This is a genomic window from Undibacterium sp. Xuan67W (assembly GCF_049340165.1).
Taxonomy (GTDB): Bacteria; Pseudomonadota; Gammaproteobacteria; order Burkholderiales; family Burkholderiaceae_D; genus Undibacterium.
In genome coordinates this window covers 32,055-48,407 of sequence record NZ_JBMPPN010000019.1, presented here as the reverse complement: position 1 = coordinate 48,407, position 16,353 = coordinate 32,055, and the positions used below count along the sequence as shown (strand labels likewise).

The following is a 16,353-nucleotide window of genomic DNA, read 5'->3' as shown; positions in this document are numbered from 1 at the left end:
ACACATGACGTCACCAGTAGATACTAGCGTTAAATACTTTCATTCTGAAATGGGCGATGCGCCTGTTTTGGATGGAACTCCAGGCTCTCTTATAGCGGTATTGGATGCGTGCTTAGTCAACGGGTTTTCGCTTAAAAGTGTTGTGTCACTGACGATTGCAAGCAACGTAGCAACCGCAACAGTCAGTGCGGGACATTCGGCAGAAGTTGACAGCGTAATCCTTGTCACAGGGGCCACGCCTACAGCGTTAAATGGCGAGCAAAAAGTGACATCAGTCGGCGCAAACTCACTCACTTTCGCCACTTCAGGCGTGAGTGATCAGACAGCGACAGGAACCATCTCTTTTAAACTCGCACCGGCTAAATGGGCAAAAACGTACAGTGCGACGAATTTGGCGGCTTACAAATCCTTAGACGTCAGCGCCACCGCTTGTTTGGTGAGAGTTGATGACACCTCCGGCCAGTTCGCCAAAGTAATAGGCTACGAGTCTATGTCGGACGTCAATACCGGTTCTGGACTATTTCCAAGTACCGCGCAACACTCAGGCGGGTCTTTTTGGAGTAAGAGCAACGCGGCCAGTAGTGTCGCTAGAAAATGGTTACTTGTCGCCGACAGTTCGGCGTTCTATTTCATGCCTTGTTTCCACGCTTCGTATGTCAATAGTTATGACTCTTATTTTTTTGGTGACATTCTATCTGTCAAATCCGGTGACGCGTACCGTTGCGCAATAAGTGGCGCATTAGCGGATATATCCACCTCCGTCCCAGGCAATCAAAATCATCTTAACTTCTCGGACCCGTCAACGTATTCAGAATTGTTTTGCGCACGTAGCTATTCAGGTTTGGGTACGGCGGCGCAAATGCGCAAATTTTCACCGAGTCCTTTTTCGGTCTCAACATCCAGATATTCGTCTCAGGGGAGCATGCCGTACCCTAACCCTGCGGACGGAGGGTTTTACTTTACGCCCGTAAATCTAATCGAACATTCCAGTTTGGTGTTTAGAGGCGTGTTCCCTGGATGGCTATCTAACCCCCAAACCATTGCCGACGGAATGTTTTACACTAAAGATAAGGTGAACGCAGTACCACTATCGTCTAGCCGTAATTTGATAACGGTGGGCTGCGGTTACACACCCACCGTGTCGCTATGCTTTATTGATGTAACCGGTCCCTGGAGATAGGAAATGTCAGATACCTTTTACTATCAATGCAAAGCTTTACTCAACTTCGAGGGAGCTAACGGAGATACAACGTTCATCAACTATGCGTTGGGACCTACCCTGGTTATCCAGTCAGGAACCCCGTCGATAAGCACGTCGCAAAAGAAATTCGGAGCTAGTAGTGTGTATTTTAATGGCTCTAGCAATTTAATATTTGCGTCGCCTATATCCCTTGGGACGGGAGACTATACGTACGAAGGGAGGCTTTACCTGACAACCATGCCCTCCGGGTACGGGTCTATTATCACCGATGGGGGATCTTCGGGCATTTTTATCACAGGGGCGAAGGCGGTATTTTATGATAGTGGAGATCGTTGCGCCTCCTCCACGATAACTACGGGGGTGTGGTATCACTTAGCTGTAACTAGGGAGGCAGGGCTAACTCGCCTTTTTCTTGATGGCGTGGCTAGTGCCAGCACGCACTACGACCCGTATTCAAAAGCAATATCCACCCTCGGGGGCCACGGGAGTGAGTTCATGACGGGGTACATCGACGATGTACGTATTACGCAAGGCGTAGCCCGCTACACTGCTAACTTTACGCCGCCAGGTGCGATAGACATTTCCGCGCCTCAGGTTTATCCCAAACGCCTGCCCCTAGACTTTCATAAAACCTCTCTAGTCGCTTCATTCGCCACACCCAAAGCGCTGGTGCCAGTGGATCGCCACAAGGATATCTATTTCGGAGGAGCGGGAGAAATTTCAGGTACCGTGAAAGAATCAGGCACGCCGGATTTCGCAGTAGTTCGTAGGGTGAGATTGCACGTTAAAAAAGACGGAGTTTTGGCAAGGGAAACATGGAGCCATGTTGACGGTAGCTACAGTTTTAAAAACATCGCGATACAACCGTATTACGTTGTCTCAAATGACCACACGGGCAACTTAAATGCTGTGATCAAAGATAGTATCGTCCCAGAGGTGCAACTATGACCTTAAGCGTCTCGTTACGACAAAAACAAGCGGTATCGAATGCGCGTAAAAACGATATCGATGCCGCCAGTTCTGCAGGAAAAATGCTGTGTTACGCCGCGCCGCGTCCTACCGCTGGGGGAACCCCATCGGCTCCGGCGTTGTGTACGTTTTTGTTCACCGACCCTTGCGGAACCGTCGATGCGTCAGGTCTGCATTTAACGGTAGCAGCACCCGCGCAGGTCGTTACTGGCGGCGACATTGATTGGTGTCGAATTGTCGATGGTGATGGTAACTACTGTAACGACGGTAACGTGCGTATGCCGAGCGACGTCGACGCCGCCACGGCAGACTATTTGGTTGATCGCGCAAACGTACTAGCAGGTGGTTTTGTAGTTTTGGTTTCTGCGCTGATAGCTGAAGGCGGTTAAGACCGTGACTGTCGATTTACTATTTTCGAGTGCGTTAAACACTTCGCGCCCTGTTGATTTGACGTTCGGCGCGGATGATGATGCTGCGATCACATACGCGTATCTCACTCTCTCTTCAATAGTTCCTGCCCCCACAGCGTCGGGTCGCATTGTTGACGTAGTCAGCATGAGTCTCACCAGCATAATTGCTGCACCAACCATGAGCGCAGGCATGTTTTACGACAATGCCGTCTATCGCGGCCCGACTGGTCAGATGAAGGCGGACTGGCAACTTGCTAATAAACGATCAAAATACATTGAAGATCGTGTTGAGGCGGTTGCGCATCGCCCCTCGGTGAAACAATCGACGTGGCAATCAGCGGTCAACGCTTCAGTTTCTACCTCTGTGCTCATAGCGTCGGGAGTATCTGCCAAAAGCGCTCATTCATCCGATTGGAAAAAGGGTATTTCTGTAAAAAATGAATACTCAAGCGAGTTTAGCGACATGATTCGCCAGCCTCGACCATCAGTGACAAGCACCCATCAGCTTGCAGTGCCCGTATCTGCGATTAACTTTTCAGGCTGGCAGGATAGGTTTCGCCGCCCTCGACCCACCCTCAAATCAACATGGGGGCTTGGTGTTCGGATGGGGATTGATCGGCTCTCGTTGGCAGGGGTCGCCCAACCCTTACTAAAACAAACGAATTCACATTGGCAAGTCGGGAAAAAACCACCTGCAGGCATGCATACGCGTCCAGTAGTGCCGCCTGTTGGCGGTTGCTACACACCCCCTAAAGGTAGCTCGGTAGATTTACTGTTCAATAAAAAGTTCGTACTGAGTACCAATATTTTATTTAGTTGTGCGCACAGCACAATCCCACCAGCTACCCAGATTGTCCCAGTCAGGAGAACTTATATTGTGATTAATGATGTCAGCCTTAGACGCGTGGAAGGCAACCATATTTTGCCTGATGTATCCCTGACGTTAAACATTGATATGGATAGTTGGACGTGGGGTTTTTCTGCCACTTTGCCTGCCTCTGTGCTTTCATTAATTGAGCCAGGCGTATCGGGTGACCCAGTGATCCTAGAAGCCAAGGTCAACGGTGCCTCTTACTTATTGTTGGCAGAAGGCATACAGCGTGACCGTGTTTTCGGAAAATCCTCTATACAGGTGACAGGCCGAGGACAATCAGCCATGCTGGCAGATCCGTATAGTCCTATCCTGACCTTTGCCAATACCGCAGACAGAACGGCTCAGCAGCTGATGAATGATGCCCTAATGGTAAATGGTGTGTCGCTTGGCTGGGCGGTTGACTGGCGCATAGGTGATTGGCTTGTGCCTGCAGGCGTATGGACTTATCAAGGCTCTTACATGAGCGCGGTGACGACCATTGCGGCGGCGGCTGGCGCATTCATTCAGCCAGATCCAGTCAACAAGACATTACGCGTGCGGCCTCGCTACCCCGTTAAACCGTGGGAGTGGGCAAGCGCCACCCCTGATCTTGAATTGCCTTCAGCGGCCATCGTTAAAGAATCCATTTCATGGATGGACAAGCCTGCTTACAACGCGGTCTATATTAGCGGCGCAAATGATAGCGGCATTCTGGGCTACGTTAGGCGTACAGGCTCAGCGGGTGACCTGCTAGCGCCTATGGTGACTGACGCTTTAACTACAGATGCGATTGCAGCCAGGCAGCGCGGCATTTCGATATTAGCGGATACCGGCCGCAGTGCCTCTTACTCCCTGAGTCTGCCGATATTGCCGGAGACCGGCATTATTGATCCAGGCTCGCTAGTACGGTACGTCGATAGCGCAACGATCATCGGTGTGGTGAAGAGTGTTTCAGTCAGTGCCAGTCAATCCACGGCACGCCAAACCATAGAGGTGCAGACCTATGTCTAATTTATACCGACTCTTTAAAGACCTGATCCCCGAAGCGCCATTGCTGGTCGGCACGGTTGCCGCTGTCTTGTCCGGGCATTGTTTAATCACCTTGCCAGGTGGTGGTCAAGTGACTGGTCGGGGTGTCGGCACACTGGGGCAAACAGTCTTTGTGCGTGATGAGGTGATTGAAGGAGATGCGCCGAATTTAACGGTGGAAGTAATCGATATTTAGTAACAAGAACAGAGCGACTAAAACGATGCGTCAACACCGTTTTAGCCGTTCGATTGCAGTGAATGCCTGCGCACAAACCAAGGCTCTGCCACCCCGTACGGAGGCGGCGAATCTTAGCACAGGGGCGTTAAATGATAGAAATTCGTTGCGGTAATTGTCATAAAAAATTAGGTGAAGGCGAATATCAAAGGCTCAATATCAAATGCCCGCGATGCAATACATTAAATCAATTGAGTGCCGTGAGCGCCCATCAAGAACGCCCAGGAGCGTCATTAGGAGTATCAAGCAATGACAAACCCCATCATCCCATGGCTAGGCGGTAAGCGCCGTTTAGCAGATAAGCTCATGCCACTTTTCCCTAAACATGAATGTTATGTAGAGGTGTTTTGTGGCGGTGCGGCCCTCTATTTTCTTCGGCCATTCCCAGCGGCCACCGAGGTAATCAACGACATCAACGGCGAATTGGTGAACTTATACAGGGTCGTGCAGCACCACCTGGAAGAGTTTGTCAGACAGTTCAAGTGGGCAATCAGCAGCCGTCAAATCTTCAAATGGCAGAAAGACACCCCACTAGAAACGCTTACCGACATCCAGCGCGCCGCCCGATTCTACTACTTGCAGCAGCACGCCTTCGGCGGCAAAGTCACTGGCCAGAACTTCGGTACTGCCACCACAGGCTCACCGATCAACCTATGCCGCATAGAAGAAGCCCTAAGCGCTGCTCACCTCAGATTGTCCGGCACCTACGTAGAAAACCTCACCTGGCAAGACTGTATGAAGCGCTACGACAGGCCGCATACCTTCTTCTATTGCGACCCGCCATACTGGGAGACTGAGGGCTATGGCGTTGACTTCGGCTTTGAGCAATACCAACAAATGGCCGAATTCATGCGCACCTGCAAAGGCAAAGTCATGGTTAGCATCAATGACCACCCAGCCATCAGAGAAGCGTTTAACGGTCTGCACATGATGGGGCTGGATATAAAGTACAGCGTATCAAACACCCACGGCCAGCCCGAAACCAGCAAGGAACTGGTGATCATGAACTGGGAGCCGAGCATCATGGATAGCCTGTTCTGACAGCATCGATATGGGAATTCGCATATCGATGTCGAGTGAATGTTAAAGCAAAGGCCGCACGATGCGGCCTTTAACGCTTTTAGTGACAAATAACCCGCTAAAATGGCAAAACCGCAGTGCCAAACATAATGCAAACGGGTGCCAAATTCGGCGCGGCGTTACATTAAGCATCCTATGTCACAACGCGCACTATTCATGCGGGTTTCCAGCCAATTGCCTTGAAAACCCGCATGAATAGTGCGCGTTGGGCATGCCTGCTTTTTAAATTCAGCGTTTTTTTACAACGATACAACCAATGGAATAGCCCGCGCCGAATGAGCAGATCACGCCGACTGCACCTTTGGCTAAGTCAGCCTGGTGCTTGTGGAAGGCGATGATGGAGCCTGCTGAAGAGGTGTTGGCGTAGGTGTCGAGAATCGTCGGGGATTCTTCGGGTGTTGCGTCGCGGCCGAGGATCATGCGGGCGATCAGCAGGTTCATATTGAGGTTGGCCTGATGTAGCCAGAAGCGCTGGACTTCGGGGATCTGGATGCCGGCGTCTTGGACGGTGGCGGTGATCGTGGCGGCCGCCATAGGGCAGACTTCTTTGAATACTTTGCGACCTTGCTGACGGAATAATTTGTCCGGTTTGCCGATGCCGGATTCATCGGCACGGTTCAGGAAGCCGAAGTTATTGCGGATGTTGTTGGAAAATTGCGTCTTCAGCTTCATGCCGACAATATCAAACTGGTTGTCGGAGGTGGCGAGGTCGGCGCGCTCCAGCAAGATCGCCGTGCAGGCATCGCCGAAGATGAAATGACTATCGCGATCACGCCAGTTCAGATGACCGCTGGTGATCTCTGGATTCACGACCAGGACAGCACGTGCTTGTCCGCTCTGGATCGCGGTGACGGCGGCCTGGATGCCGAAGGTCGCTGACGAGCAGGCGACGTTGATGTCGTAGCCAAAACCCTCAATGCCCAGTGCCTGCTGAATCTCGACTGCCATCGCGGGATAGCCGCGCTGCATATTGCTGGCGGCACAGATCACTGCATCGACATCGGCAGCGGTGCGGTCTGCGCGTTCTAAGGCTTGGGTGGCGGCAGCGACGGCCATCTCGCACATGACGGATGGCTCATCATCGCTGCGCTCTGGAATACGCGGCACCATGCGATTGATGTCGAGCACACCTTCTTTGTCGATGACGAAACGTGATTTGATGCCGGAGGCTTTTTCGATAAAGCCGACACTGGATTCTTCGAGCGCAGTCACTTCACCGCTGGCGATCGCAGCAGCGTTGTAGGTATTGAACTGGTTGACGTAGGCGTTGAAGCTGGCGATGAGTTCTTCGTTGCTGATGGAGAGCGATGGGGTAAATAAACCGGTACCGCTGATGACGACTGTATTCATCTCGATGTCTTTCTTATAATAAGGGAGGCGCAGCAAAAAAATTGCGCGACGATGCCGCTCAATTCTACACAAAATTGCTCCCCTTTAAGGAATTGCATGTCGTGAATAGAGCGCTTGTTCCACATGGCAAGTTATAGTCTTGATTACATAGCGACTATATTGGTGAACTGATTGCGCGTTGTTGATGGATCTGTAAGCTTGTATGAACTAGCTTGCTTTATTTGAGTTGCCGTATCATGGCAAATTGAGCTGGTTTTACTGTCAGGGTCTCGGTCTTGCATTCCGGATGCGAATGCCATTGAGCTTTAAGAAATTGAGGAAAATTACGATGTTAAGCGCGGCACAAAAAGAGCAGTTTGTCCAAGACGGTTATTTGATTTTGCCTGATTTTAAATCGCTATCAGAGATCGCCGCATTGCGTGAGCGCGCGGGTTGTATTGTTGATGAATTTGATCCGTCTAAAAGCAGATCGATTTTTACGACACAGGAACAGGAGAAGGCGACCGATGATTATTTTTTGCAGTCTGCGGACAAGATCCATTGTTTCTTTGAGGAAGAGGCTTTTGACGAGCGCGGTGAACTGAAGCAGGCAAAAGCATTGTCGATCAATAAGATCGGACATGCTTTGCACGATATTGATCCTGTGTTTATCGCTTTTTCAAGAGATGAAAAACTTGCGCAGATCGCAGCAGATATCGGCTTGGCAGAGCCGCAGATCTGGCAGTCGATGTATATCTTTAAGCAGCCAGGAATTGGCGGCGAGGTGCGCTGGCATCAGGATGCAACGTATTTCGACACCACGCCGGTCAGCGTGACAACTTTTTGGTTTGCGCTGGAAGATGCCTCGCTGGAAAACGGTTGTCTGTGGGCGGAGCCGGGCGGTCATCGCACGCCTTTGCGTGAACGGTTTATTCGCGAAGGCAATCAGGTTGGTGTGGAGAAACTGGACGCGATGCCCTGGCCTGATGACAGCACTGCTGTGCCGCTCGAAGTCAAGGCAGGTAGCCTGGTGTGCTTTCATGGATTGCTGCCGCATTACAGCGCGCCGAACCGCTCGCCCGTGTCACGCCATGCCTATACCTTGCATGTGACTGATGGGCGTACAGCGTATTCAGCAAAAAACTGGATACAGCGCAGTGCTGAATTTCCGGTGAGGGGATTTCGCTAAATTATGTTTTGACAGTGTGCTTCCCTGATGTAGTGATGTGGACTGAATGACGTCGTCATTTCGCGACCACGATTATAAAAAAACCGTCAATGCATTTTACATTGACGGCTTTTATTTTTGCCGATCATCTCATTATTTAAATGAGATGATCGGTACGGGGTAATTACTGTGCGATCAGACTGACATCATCCACTAGGAATGAAGTTGCAGTGACTGAACCTTCAACACCGAGGAAATAGATGCGGATTGTTTGACCTTTATAGGCGCTCAGATCAAAGGTTTTGTTCAGATAGGTACTGCCTTTGTTCAGATTGGAATAGGTCGCCAGTGTCGCGAGTACGGTATTGCTGCTGTTGCGTACCTGTACTTGCAAGGTGTCAAATGCCTGCGTCGTTGTTGTTTCATCCGAGACGACTTTTAACCAGAAACTCAGCGTCGCCGATGTGCTGGCGGACGGGATAGTCACTTGCTGATAGATCGAATCTGTATGCGCCGCACCGTAGCCGTTCATCCATGCTTTGTAGGTTCCTGCATGTGATGCTTGCGTGGTGTCGGAGCTGACGACGCCGCTGGTGGCTGTCCATGATGTGCCGCCACTTTCAAAGCCGCCATTGAGTATCAGTTGCGTTGAGGTGGTGTTGTTGACGGTGAAGCTGACGGCGCTTGAGGTGCCGACATTGTTTGCCGCATCATAGGCTTTGGCAGTCAGGCTGTGCGTTGCATTGCTCAGCGTTGAGGAGGCCAGTGTCATCGAGTAAGGCGAGCTCGTGCTGGAACCTTTTAAAGTCCCGTCGACATAGAACTCGACCTTGGTCACACCCACATTGTCCGTGGCTGTTGCTGACAAAGTGATGGTGCCGCTGCTGCCGCTTTCCGAGGCGCTGACCGTCGGTGCTGTCGTGTCTGCCGTGGCGTTGCTGACACTGAAGCTGACTGAGCTGGAGGTGCCGACATTGTTTGCTGCATCATAGGCTTTGGCAACCAGTGCGTGCGAACCATTGCTCAGTGTGGCTGAGTTCAGTGCCAGGCTGTACGGTGAGCTGGTTGAGCTTCCTTTTAAAGTGCCATCAACATAGAACTCGACCTTGCTGACGCCCACATTATCCGTGGCAGTGGCTGCCAGGGTGATGGTGCCGGACGTACCGGTTTCGCTGGCGCTGACGGTTGGTGCCGTGGTGTCGCCGCTACCTGTCGTTTGTGTTACCCAGACTGGTGCCGACCATAAGATATTGCCGTCATCCTGAGTAATTTTGGCGTAATAAAAATGCTCGCCGACGGATGGTGTAATGGTGGTCGATGCCGTGCTGGAAAGCAGGCTGACTGTGCCGTTACGCCCAGGTACACCTTCATACACCGCGACTGTCGCCGCAGTACGGCCTGTGCTGCTGGCAAAATTGGTGACCAGATTCAGGCTACCGCTATTGGAGAAACGTTCACCCATGACATGACCATTAGCGGTCAGGACCAGTTGTGAATTTTTATCCATGGTCGCAAAGACGCGGCGCGCTTTTAAGGCCGCAATAAAATTGGCGCTATTGAGTGCGCTGCCGTTTGGCAAGAGAACGCCGGTACGGTTGGTATAAGACGCTCCCCAGTTGGCGCAGTGATTATCCTGATCGGTACTGAAGGCCACGTGATAACCGGCTTCCAAGGCTTTATTACAGGCACCCTCGTAACTGCTGCGGCTAGTTTCTGTTTCGGTTGTGTTGGTTGAGAATGCTGAAGTATTCAGCACTTCGCACAAGACCATGGCTTGATCGCCGTCCGCTGTATAGCCGAGGTCAACACCGCCCGCATTGAACTGACCGCTGCTGGACGGATGGTTGAATTGACCGATCCAGCCGCGTGAGCGCATCAGGGTGTATAAGGCGGCGTAATCACCTTTCGCCGTGTAGGTATCGCCAATCAGTTGGTTGCTGCTGTTGTATTCCCACTCTAATAATTCCGTTGTATTGAAAATATTCATGTGACCGCCATTGTTGATCACGCCCCATTCCAGGCCGTAGATGCCGAGGAAGTTTGGATGAGATGAGTTGAAGCTGGTCGCTGCTGCCAGACCGGACTGGAACAGATTCTTCGCAGTAGTCGGACTGGCGGAGGCATTGGTACTGTCTGAGCCGTCATACATGTGGTTATGTTCCGAGGTCATCAAAAAGTCCAGACCGCGATTCAGTGCGTATTGATATGCATCCGTCGGGCCGAGGGCTGCCGACTGCGGATTTTGTGCACCGGTACAGGAGCTCAGCGCTCCGCCGCCATCGCTGTGATTGGTCTGGCTGTGCAGATTGCCGAAGTACACTGTGTATGGCAATGAGTTTGGTGCGGCTGCGAATTGACGTGTTGTGGCACTGACACTGCGCGTTGTACTGGTCGCGCTGGTTGCCGTTGTCTGTGCTGCTTTTGCCTTGGTTGGTAAGGCACTGAAGGCTGGCATGACTGGCGCAGCTTTGATGCCGACCAGCATAGGCCAGCTTTGCGTGATGATTTCTTCCTTGCCTTTGAGCAGAACGCTTTCGACAATTTTTTCCGGTGTGCTGGCACCTGCGGCAAGCGCAGATAATTTGGTGGTGTCATTTGCCGTTGCGGTCAGGCGCACTTGGTAGATGCCGTCGACCATACTTGCGCTGCCGAAGCGGCGGCCAGCCCACAGGACTTTGGCGGTGACGGTTTGTTTCAGTAATTTTTCTACCCCATACCAACGGTCGACAACCTTACCGTCCGGCGCGACTAGTTCTAGGCGCCATGTGACGGACTGCTCTTTTTGCAGCAGAGGAAAGTCGAATTCCATGGTGAAATAACGTGATTCGTTACCGGCACGGAGTGCGGCATCCGCACGAAACGGCACGTGCAATGTTGCTTCAAATTCGTGATGGTCAGCGATTGAGGCATAGACGGTACCGGCTGTGCTGAGTCCGAGTGCGCAAACCAGACTGAGGTGATATGCCAGCTTTTTGAGCTTGCTGGCCCGACCCTGATGTTGCGTTAAACCTTGTAGTGGATGTTGCATGAATTGTTTCTCCCTGAAAGCGATTTATAAATAGATCCGGGATCGTCCGGACTGATTTTGTTTCTACACGGGTAAATCTGAAGCAAGTTCACTGCTAAAAACTACAACAAGATCGATACCGCATGAGGGAGAGCAAGCGATCCCGTAGCAGATTTCTCTTGTTGTGGACTGCGTTCCTTTTGCCGGAACTACAGACCGATACCGACCCTATGAAACCGGTAGTGATAACGTGGTAGTCATAACGCACTGCAAATAGCGCTGCACCGGATGTCATGGTGGTGGTCCATAGGAACCCAATGACTACCAGGCGAAGAACATGGCGTTATCAACGTTTGTGTGAAAGTCTGTGACAGCGGATGGATCAGCTAACTTCTTTGGTGCAACTTAAAGAGGATTTTTTATCCAAATACGCAATCGCTTGCGCAAACGTTTGCGTATTAACTGATGTATAAACAGGCAAGTCAAGGGTTTGAGTTTTATTTAAGAAAAAGTGTTAAATATTGTTGCGCATTTCAAACGGTTTGCCGTGATGCACAAATTTATTACATCTTGGTGACCATTATTTGTGCGCAATCAGCACTAACTTAGTGCTAAAAAACATAAAAATCGTTTAAACGATTTTTTGATGGAGTTGGGGATGTGAGTGCAGTTTGAGGATGCGGGCGTCGGCTATCCCGCATATCGGATCGTCGCATCAAGCGGATTTACGATGCGGACGAGGGGTTTTTTCTGAATCGGGATGTTAGTTTTTGCAACAGGTCATCGACATAAGTGAACACTACCGGCACCACCAGCAAAGACAATAACGTCGATGTGATCAGACCACCGATCACTGCAATCGCCATCGGTGCGCGGAAGCTGGGGTCGATGCCGATACCGAGTGCAATCGGTAGCATACCTGCACCCATGGCAATGGTTGTCATCACGATAGGGCGTGCCCGCTTGTGACCGGCGTCGAGCAACGCCGCCCGGCGTGACATACCGTTGCGGCGGGCGACGATGGCGTATTCGACCAGCAGAATCGAATTTTTTGTTGCAATACCCATGAGCATAATTAGTCCGATGAGTGACGGCATTGAGAAGGCGCTGCGCGTCACCAGCAATGCGACAAACGCACCGCCGATAGACAGCGGGAGCGCTGCGAGAATCGTGACTGGCTGCATAAAATCATGGAATAGCAATACCAGCACCATGTAGATACACAGCACACCGGTGAGCATGGCGAGGCCGAAGCTGGCGAACAGCGTTTTCATTTCTTCGGCATCACCGATTTCCATGCGGGTGACTCCCGCAGGCAAATTTTTTAAACTAGCGAGCTGATCCACTGCGTCACTGACTTCACCCAAGGTCTGGTCATTCAATTCGATATTGAATGTGACGTTGCGAGACCGATCCATTCTGCTGATCTGGGTTGGGCCGCTGCCCATGCTCAGATCGGCAACCTGGCCTAGCATGACGTGAGCATTTTTACCTGGTACAGAAAGCTGTGCCAGCTGACTGATATCCGACCGAGCCGTGACTGGAAAGCGCACTACGATCGGTATCTGCCGTTCTGGCAAATTCACTTTCGCCAGACCAGTATCATAATCTCCGACGGTGGCGATGCGGATCGTTTCTGCAATCGCGACAGTGCTGACACCGAGATCGGCAGCGCGAGCGCTATCAGGGCGGATCACAACCTCGGGACGTAGGAGGCTGGCACTGGAGCTGATCGCCCCGACACTTGGCAGTGTGCGCAGATCACGCAATACAGCTTCTGCAGCGCTATTGAGTGTCTCCGGATTATCACCGCTCAGCGCCAGCTGGAATTTCTCACCACTACCGCCCAGACCAATGCTGGCGCGTACTCCTGGTAAAACTTGCAAGCTCTGGCGCAGTTGGGCTTCAATGGCGGTCTTGCTCTCGCTGCGCTGAGAACGCGGGCTCAAGGTCAGTGTTAGATTCGCTTTATTAACTGAGCTGATACCGCCTTCTCCAAACGGATCTGAGCCTGCGCTGCCGCTGCCCACGGAAGTATAGATTTTGACGATATCTTTACGTTTCTCGAGTAACTTTCTGGCTTGCTCGGCAATCGCTAAAGTGTCCTGAAAACTGCTGCCCGGCGCCAATTCGAGTTTAACGACTGTTTGTGAACGGTCATCTGGAGGAACAAAGCCGGTTGGCAAGAAAGGAACTAATGCCAGCGAGCCAAAGAAAAACACACCTGCCAGTATCGACGTCAACAGCCGGTGTTCCAGGCACCAGTCAGCAAGTTGCATATAACGCTGCATCAGTTTGCTATCACTGACGGGATGAACAATCGGTTTTAAAAAATACGCGGCCATCATTGGTGTCAACAAGCGCGCAACGACCAGCGAGGCGATTACAGCCAGTGCCGCGGTCCAGCCAAATTGTTTAAAAAATTTACCAGCGATACCGCTCATGAACGCTGTTGGCAGAAATACCGCAACCAGGGTAAAGGTGGTTGCAATGACCGCTAATCCTATTTCATCCGCAGCTTCCATCGCGGCCTGATACGGCGTCTTACCCATGCGAAGATGCCGCACAATATTTTCAATTTCAACGATCGCATCGTCGACCAGAATGCCAACCACCAGAGCTAGCGACAGCAGTGTGACGGTATTAAGCGTAAAGTCAAAAAGATACATACCCAAAAAGGTCGGGATGACCGACAGAGGCAGCGCCGCCGCAGAGACCAATGTTGCGCGCCAGTCCCGCAAGAACCACCAGACCACCAGCACCGCCAGCAGCGCACCTTCAAACAGCAGATACATAGAACCATTAAACGATTCCTGAACCGGTTCCACCATGTTGTAGGCTTCGTCCAGCTTCAAATCTGGATGGGACAGCAGTAATTTGTCTATTGCCTCGCGAACACCTTTGGCGACGGTGATTTCGCTGGCACCACGGCTTCGTGTTACTTCAAATCCGACTACAGGTTTACCATCGAGCAATGCAATAGAGCGGCGTTCTGCTGCCGTATCTTTTACTGTCGCAATCTGTTTGAGCTGGATGCGACGACCATCGCTTAAATTAAGTTCGAGATTGGCAAGTTCATCGGCACTGGCGACCGTGGCAACGGTGCGGACAGCCTGCTCCTTATTTCCAACACCCGCTCTGCCGCCAGACGAATCTCGCTGCACTTGCCATAATTGACGGGAAATTTCTGCCGCGGATACATTCAGTGCTGCCATTTCTGTGGGATGTAATTCGACCAGCACTTCACGGTTCACGCCGCCGACACGCGCGACTTTGCCCAGACCCGGTACTGACATCAATGCTTTAGTCATCTGATTGTCGATCAGCCAGGACAAAGCTTCTTCATCGAGTTTGGATGAGGCGACGGTGTAGACCAGAAACGGTACGCCTGAGAACTCAAGCTTGCTGATGACGGGATCTTTGACATCGCCAGGCAATTCACCGCGAACGGTGCTGACGGCATTTCGTACATCGTCGAGTGCTTCGATGATCGGTTTTTCGAGGACGAATTCAATCGTCGTCAGCGACACGCCATCCTGTACGGTCGAATATAAATGTTTGACGCCCTGCATGCTACCGAGAGCGTTTTCCAGCTTGCGGGTGATCTCAGTTTCTATCTGTGCCGGTGCCGCACCGGGCAGAGCGGTCGATACCGTAATCATCGGCAATTCGATATCGGGGAAATCCTGCACCTTCATCGCATGAAAGCCGAGCAGGCCTGCCAGCGTCAGCAAAATGAACAGCAACAGTGCCGGTATCGGTGTTTTGATCGACCAAGAAGAAAAATTAATCATGCGGTATCCCTGTACTTCCTTTGTGCGTCTTCTGAGCGTCTGCAGAATGTTTTCAGAATATTTTCAGAATATTTTATTTGCCGCTGACGGATGGGTTGTCATTGCTCTTCATGGTCGCGGCATCGACGATGCGCACAGTGTCTCCATCGGCAAGGAAGCCCGCGCCGCTATCAATGACTTTGCCCAGCTTATTGACGCCTGCGGCCTCACCGGCAGCACGAAGGATTTCGGTGCGGCCTGCCAGCGTCCGACCTGTGGTGACGCGGACTTGCCGGGCTTTGCCTATGCCATTACTACCTAGAGCATCGACGACGAAGACGCTGGCATAGCCATCGCGCAATACCAGTGCGGCACTCGGCACGGAGGCGGCATTATTGTCGCCCAGCAAAAACTCTCCTTTGGCAAACATGCCTGCACGGATGTTTTTTGTGTTTCCTATTTCGGGTAAGTCAACGTAGACGAGAGTTTTACGCGTTTGTGGATCGATCGTGGGTGCCAGCATGCGCACTTTACCTTTGATGCTGCTGCCATCATTGGCCATCATCGTTACATTTTGTCCAATACTGATCCGTGCACTTTCTTCGGCGGTCATTTCAGCACGCCATTCAAGCTTGCCCTGACGTATCAGGCGGAACAACTCTTGTCCGCTTTGCGCAACCGCACCAACTGTTGCCGCCCTGGCTGAAATAATGCCGTCATCGGGCGCGACCACATTAGTTTGTCTGAGGCGCAGCCGTGCCGCTTGCAAGCCGGCCTTTGCCGCGGAGACTTTTGCCGATGCGGTGTTCCTCAAGGTGGCATATTGGTTGATCTGCTGGATGCTAATAGCGCCGCTTTCTTTTAATTGCATGGCGCGACGGGCATTGCTCTGGGCTTCTGCGAGATTCGCTTCAGCTTCGGCTAATTGCGCTTCTTGCTGCGCGACCTCTGTATTGATCGCGTCTGTTGAAAAGCGGGCGAGTACCTGGCCGCGTTTTACCTTATCGCCGATCTGCGCCGATATGTCACTCAGGCGGATGCCATTGAGTTCCGCACCGATAATCGCCTCTTGCCAGGCTGCGATGCTACCATTGGCCGATAAACTGCTGGCCCAGTTTGCTGTTTGAACCGGTGCGAGCGTGACGCTCAGCGAGGGACGTCCGACGAGGCCTTTGGCACTCTGGCTGCCAGTGGATTGGTCGGCCGTTTGCGCTTTTCTAGCGAAGACAAACAATAACAACAGCAAGACGACGCCTGCGATGGCGATCAATTTAAAATGCTTGAGTGCATACTTCATGT

12 protein-coding genes are annotated in these 16,353 nt (G+C 51.8%); 8 read left to right on the top strand and 4 right to left on the bottom strand.

Annotation, left to right across the window (positions count from 1 at the left end; genetic code table 11):
- Window positions 1-4 precede the first annotated feature (4 nt).
- The 7 genes from ACO0LE_RS15750 (at window position 5) to ACO0LE_RS15720 (ending at window position 5,738) form a co-directional block, all read left to right on the top strand.
- Window positions 5-1,180 carry a hypothetical protein gene (locus ACO0LE_RS15750; RefSeq protein ID WP_422961301.1) on the top strand — a complete coding sequence of 392 codons (1,176 nt, stop codon included), beginning with the start codon at window positions 5-7 and terminating at the stop codon, window positions 1,178-1,180.
- Between the two features lie 3 nt (window positions 1,181-1,183).
- On the top strand, window positions 1,184-2,149 hold the full coding sequence (locus tag ACO0LE_RS15745; RefSeq protein ID WP_422961300.1) for a LamG domain-containing protein: 966 nt from the start codon (window positions 1,184-1,186) through the stop codon (window positions 2,147-2,149).
- Window positions 2,146-2,559: a hypothetical protein gene (locus tag ACO0LE_RS15740; protein WP_422961299.1), complete on the top strand. Its 414-nt coding sequence runs from the start codon at window positions 2,146-2,148 to the stop codon at window positions 2,557-2,559. Before ACO0LE_RS15745 ends, ACO0LE_RS15740 begins: the two co-directional genes overlap by 4 nt.
- Window positions 2,560-2,725: 166 nt before the next feature.
- Window positions 2,726-4,444, top strand: coding sequence for a hypothetical protein (locus ACO0LE_RS15735; protein ID WP_422961298.1), 1,719 nt, complete (start codon window positions 2,726-2,728; stop codon window positions 4,442-4,444).
- Complete coding sequence (locus tag ACO0LE_RS15730; protein WP_422961297.1) at window positions 4,437-4,658, top strand: hypothetical protein; 222 nt, start codon at window positions 4,437-4,439, stop codon at window positions 4,656-4,658. The genes ACO0LE_RS15735 and ACO0LE_RS15730 overlap by 8 nt, the downstream gene beginning before the upstream one ends.
- Before the next feature lie 131 nt (window positions 4,659-4,789).
- Window positions 4,790-4,981, top strand: coding sequence for a Com family DNA-binding transcriptional regulator (locus ACO0LE_RS15725; protein WP_422961296.1), 192 nt, complete (start codon window positions 4,790-4,792; stop codon window positions 4,979-4,981).
- The gene (locus ACO0LE_RS15720) at window positions 4,947-5,738 is read left to right on the top strand and encodes a DNA adenine methylase (protein WP_422961295.1); all 792 of its coding nucleotides are present in this window, start codon (window positions 4,947-4,949) and stop codon (window positions 5,736-5,738) included. The genes ACO0LE_RS15725 and ACO0LE_RS15720 overlap by 35 nt, the downstream gene beginning before the upstream one ends.
- Before the next feature lie 267 nt (window positions 5,739-6,005).
- Here the strand turns inward: ACO0LE_RS15720 and ACO0LE_RS15715 are convergent, their stop codons facing one another.
- Window positions 6,006-7,127, bottom strand: a complete 1,122-nt coding sequence (locus tag ACO0LE_RS15715; RefSeq protein ID WP_422961294.1) for a beta-ketoacyl-ACP synthase III — start codon at window positions 7,125-7,127, stop codon at window positions 6,006-6,008.
- 298 nt (window positions 7,128-7,425) lie between these two features.
- Here ACO0LE_RS15715 and ACO0LE_RS15710 point away from each other — a divergent pair, with 298 nt between their 5' ends.
- Window positions 7,426-8,295, top strand: a complete 870-nt coding sequence (locus tag ACO0LE_RS15710) for a phytanoyl-CoA dioxygenase family protein (RefSeq protein WP_422961293.1) — start codon at window positions 7,426-7,428, stop codon at window positions 8,293-8,295.
- Window positions 8,296-8,458: 163 nt separating this feature from the next.
- Here ACO0LE_RS15710 and ACO0LE_RS15705 read toward each other — a convergent pair whose 3' ends face one another.
- The 3 genes from ACO0LE_RS15705 to ACO0LE_RS15695 form a co-directional block, all read right to left on the bottom strand.
- Window positions 8,459-11,302: an Ig-like domain-containing protein gene (locus ACO0LE_RS15705; protein WP_422961292.1), complete on the bottom strand. Its 2,844-nt coding sequence runs from the start codon at window positions 11,300-11,302 to the stop codon at window positions 8,459-8,461.
- 704 nt (window positions 11,303-12,006) lie between these two features.
- Complete coding sequence (locus ACO0LE_RS15700; protein WP_422961291.1) at window positions 12,007-15,075, bottom strand: efflux RND transporter permease subunit; 3,069 nt, start codon at window positions 15,073-15,075, stop codon at window positions 12,007-12,009.
- Window positions 15,076-15,148: 73 nt separating this feature from the next.
- Window positions 15,149-16,351 carry an efflux RND transporter periplasmic adaptor subunit gene (locus tag ACO0LE_RS15695; RefSeq protein ID WP_422961290.1) on the bottom strand — a complete coding sequence of 401 codons (1,203 nt, stop codon included), beginning with the start codon at window positions 16,349-16,351 and terminating at the stop codon, window positions 15,149-15,151.
- Between the last annotated feature and the right edge of the window lie 2 nt (window positions 16,352-16,353).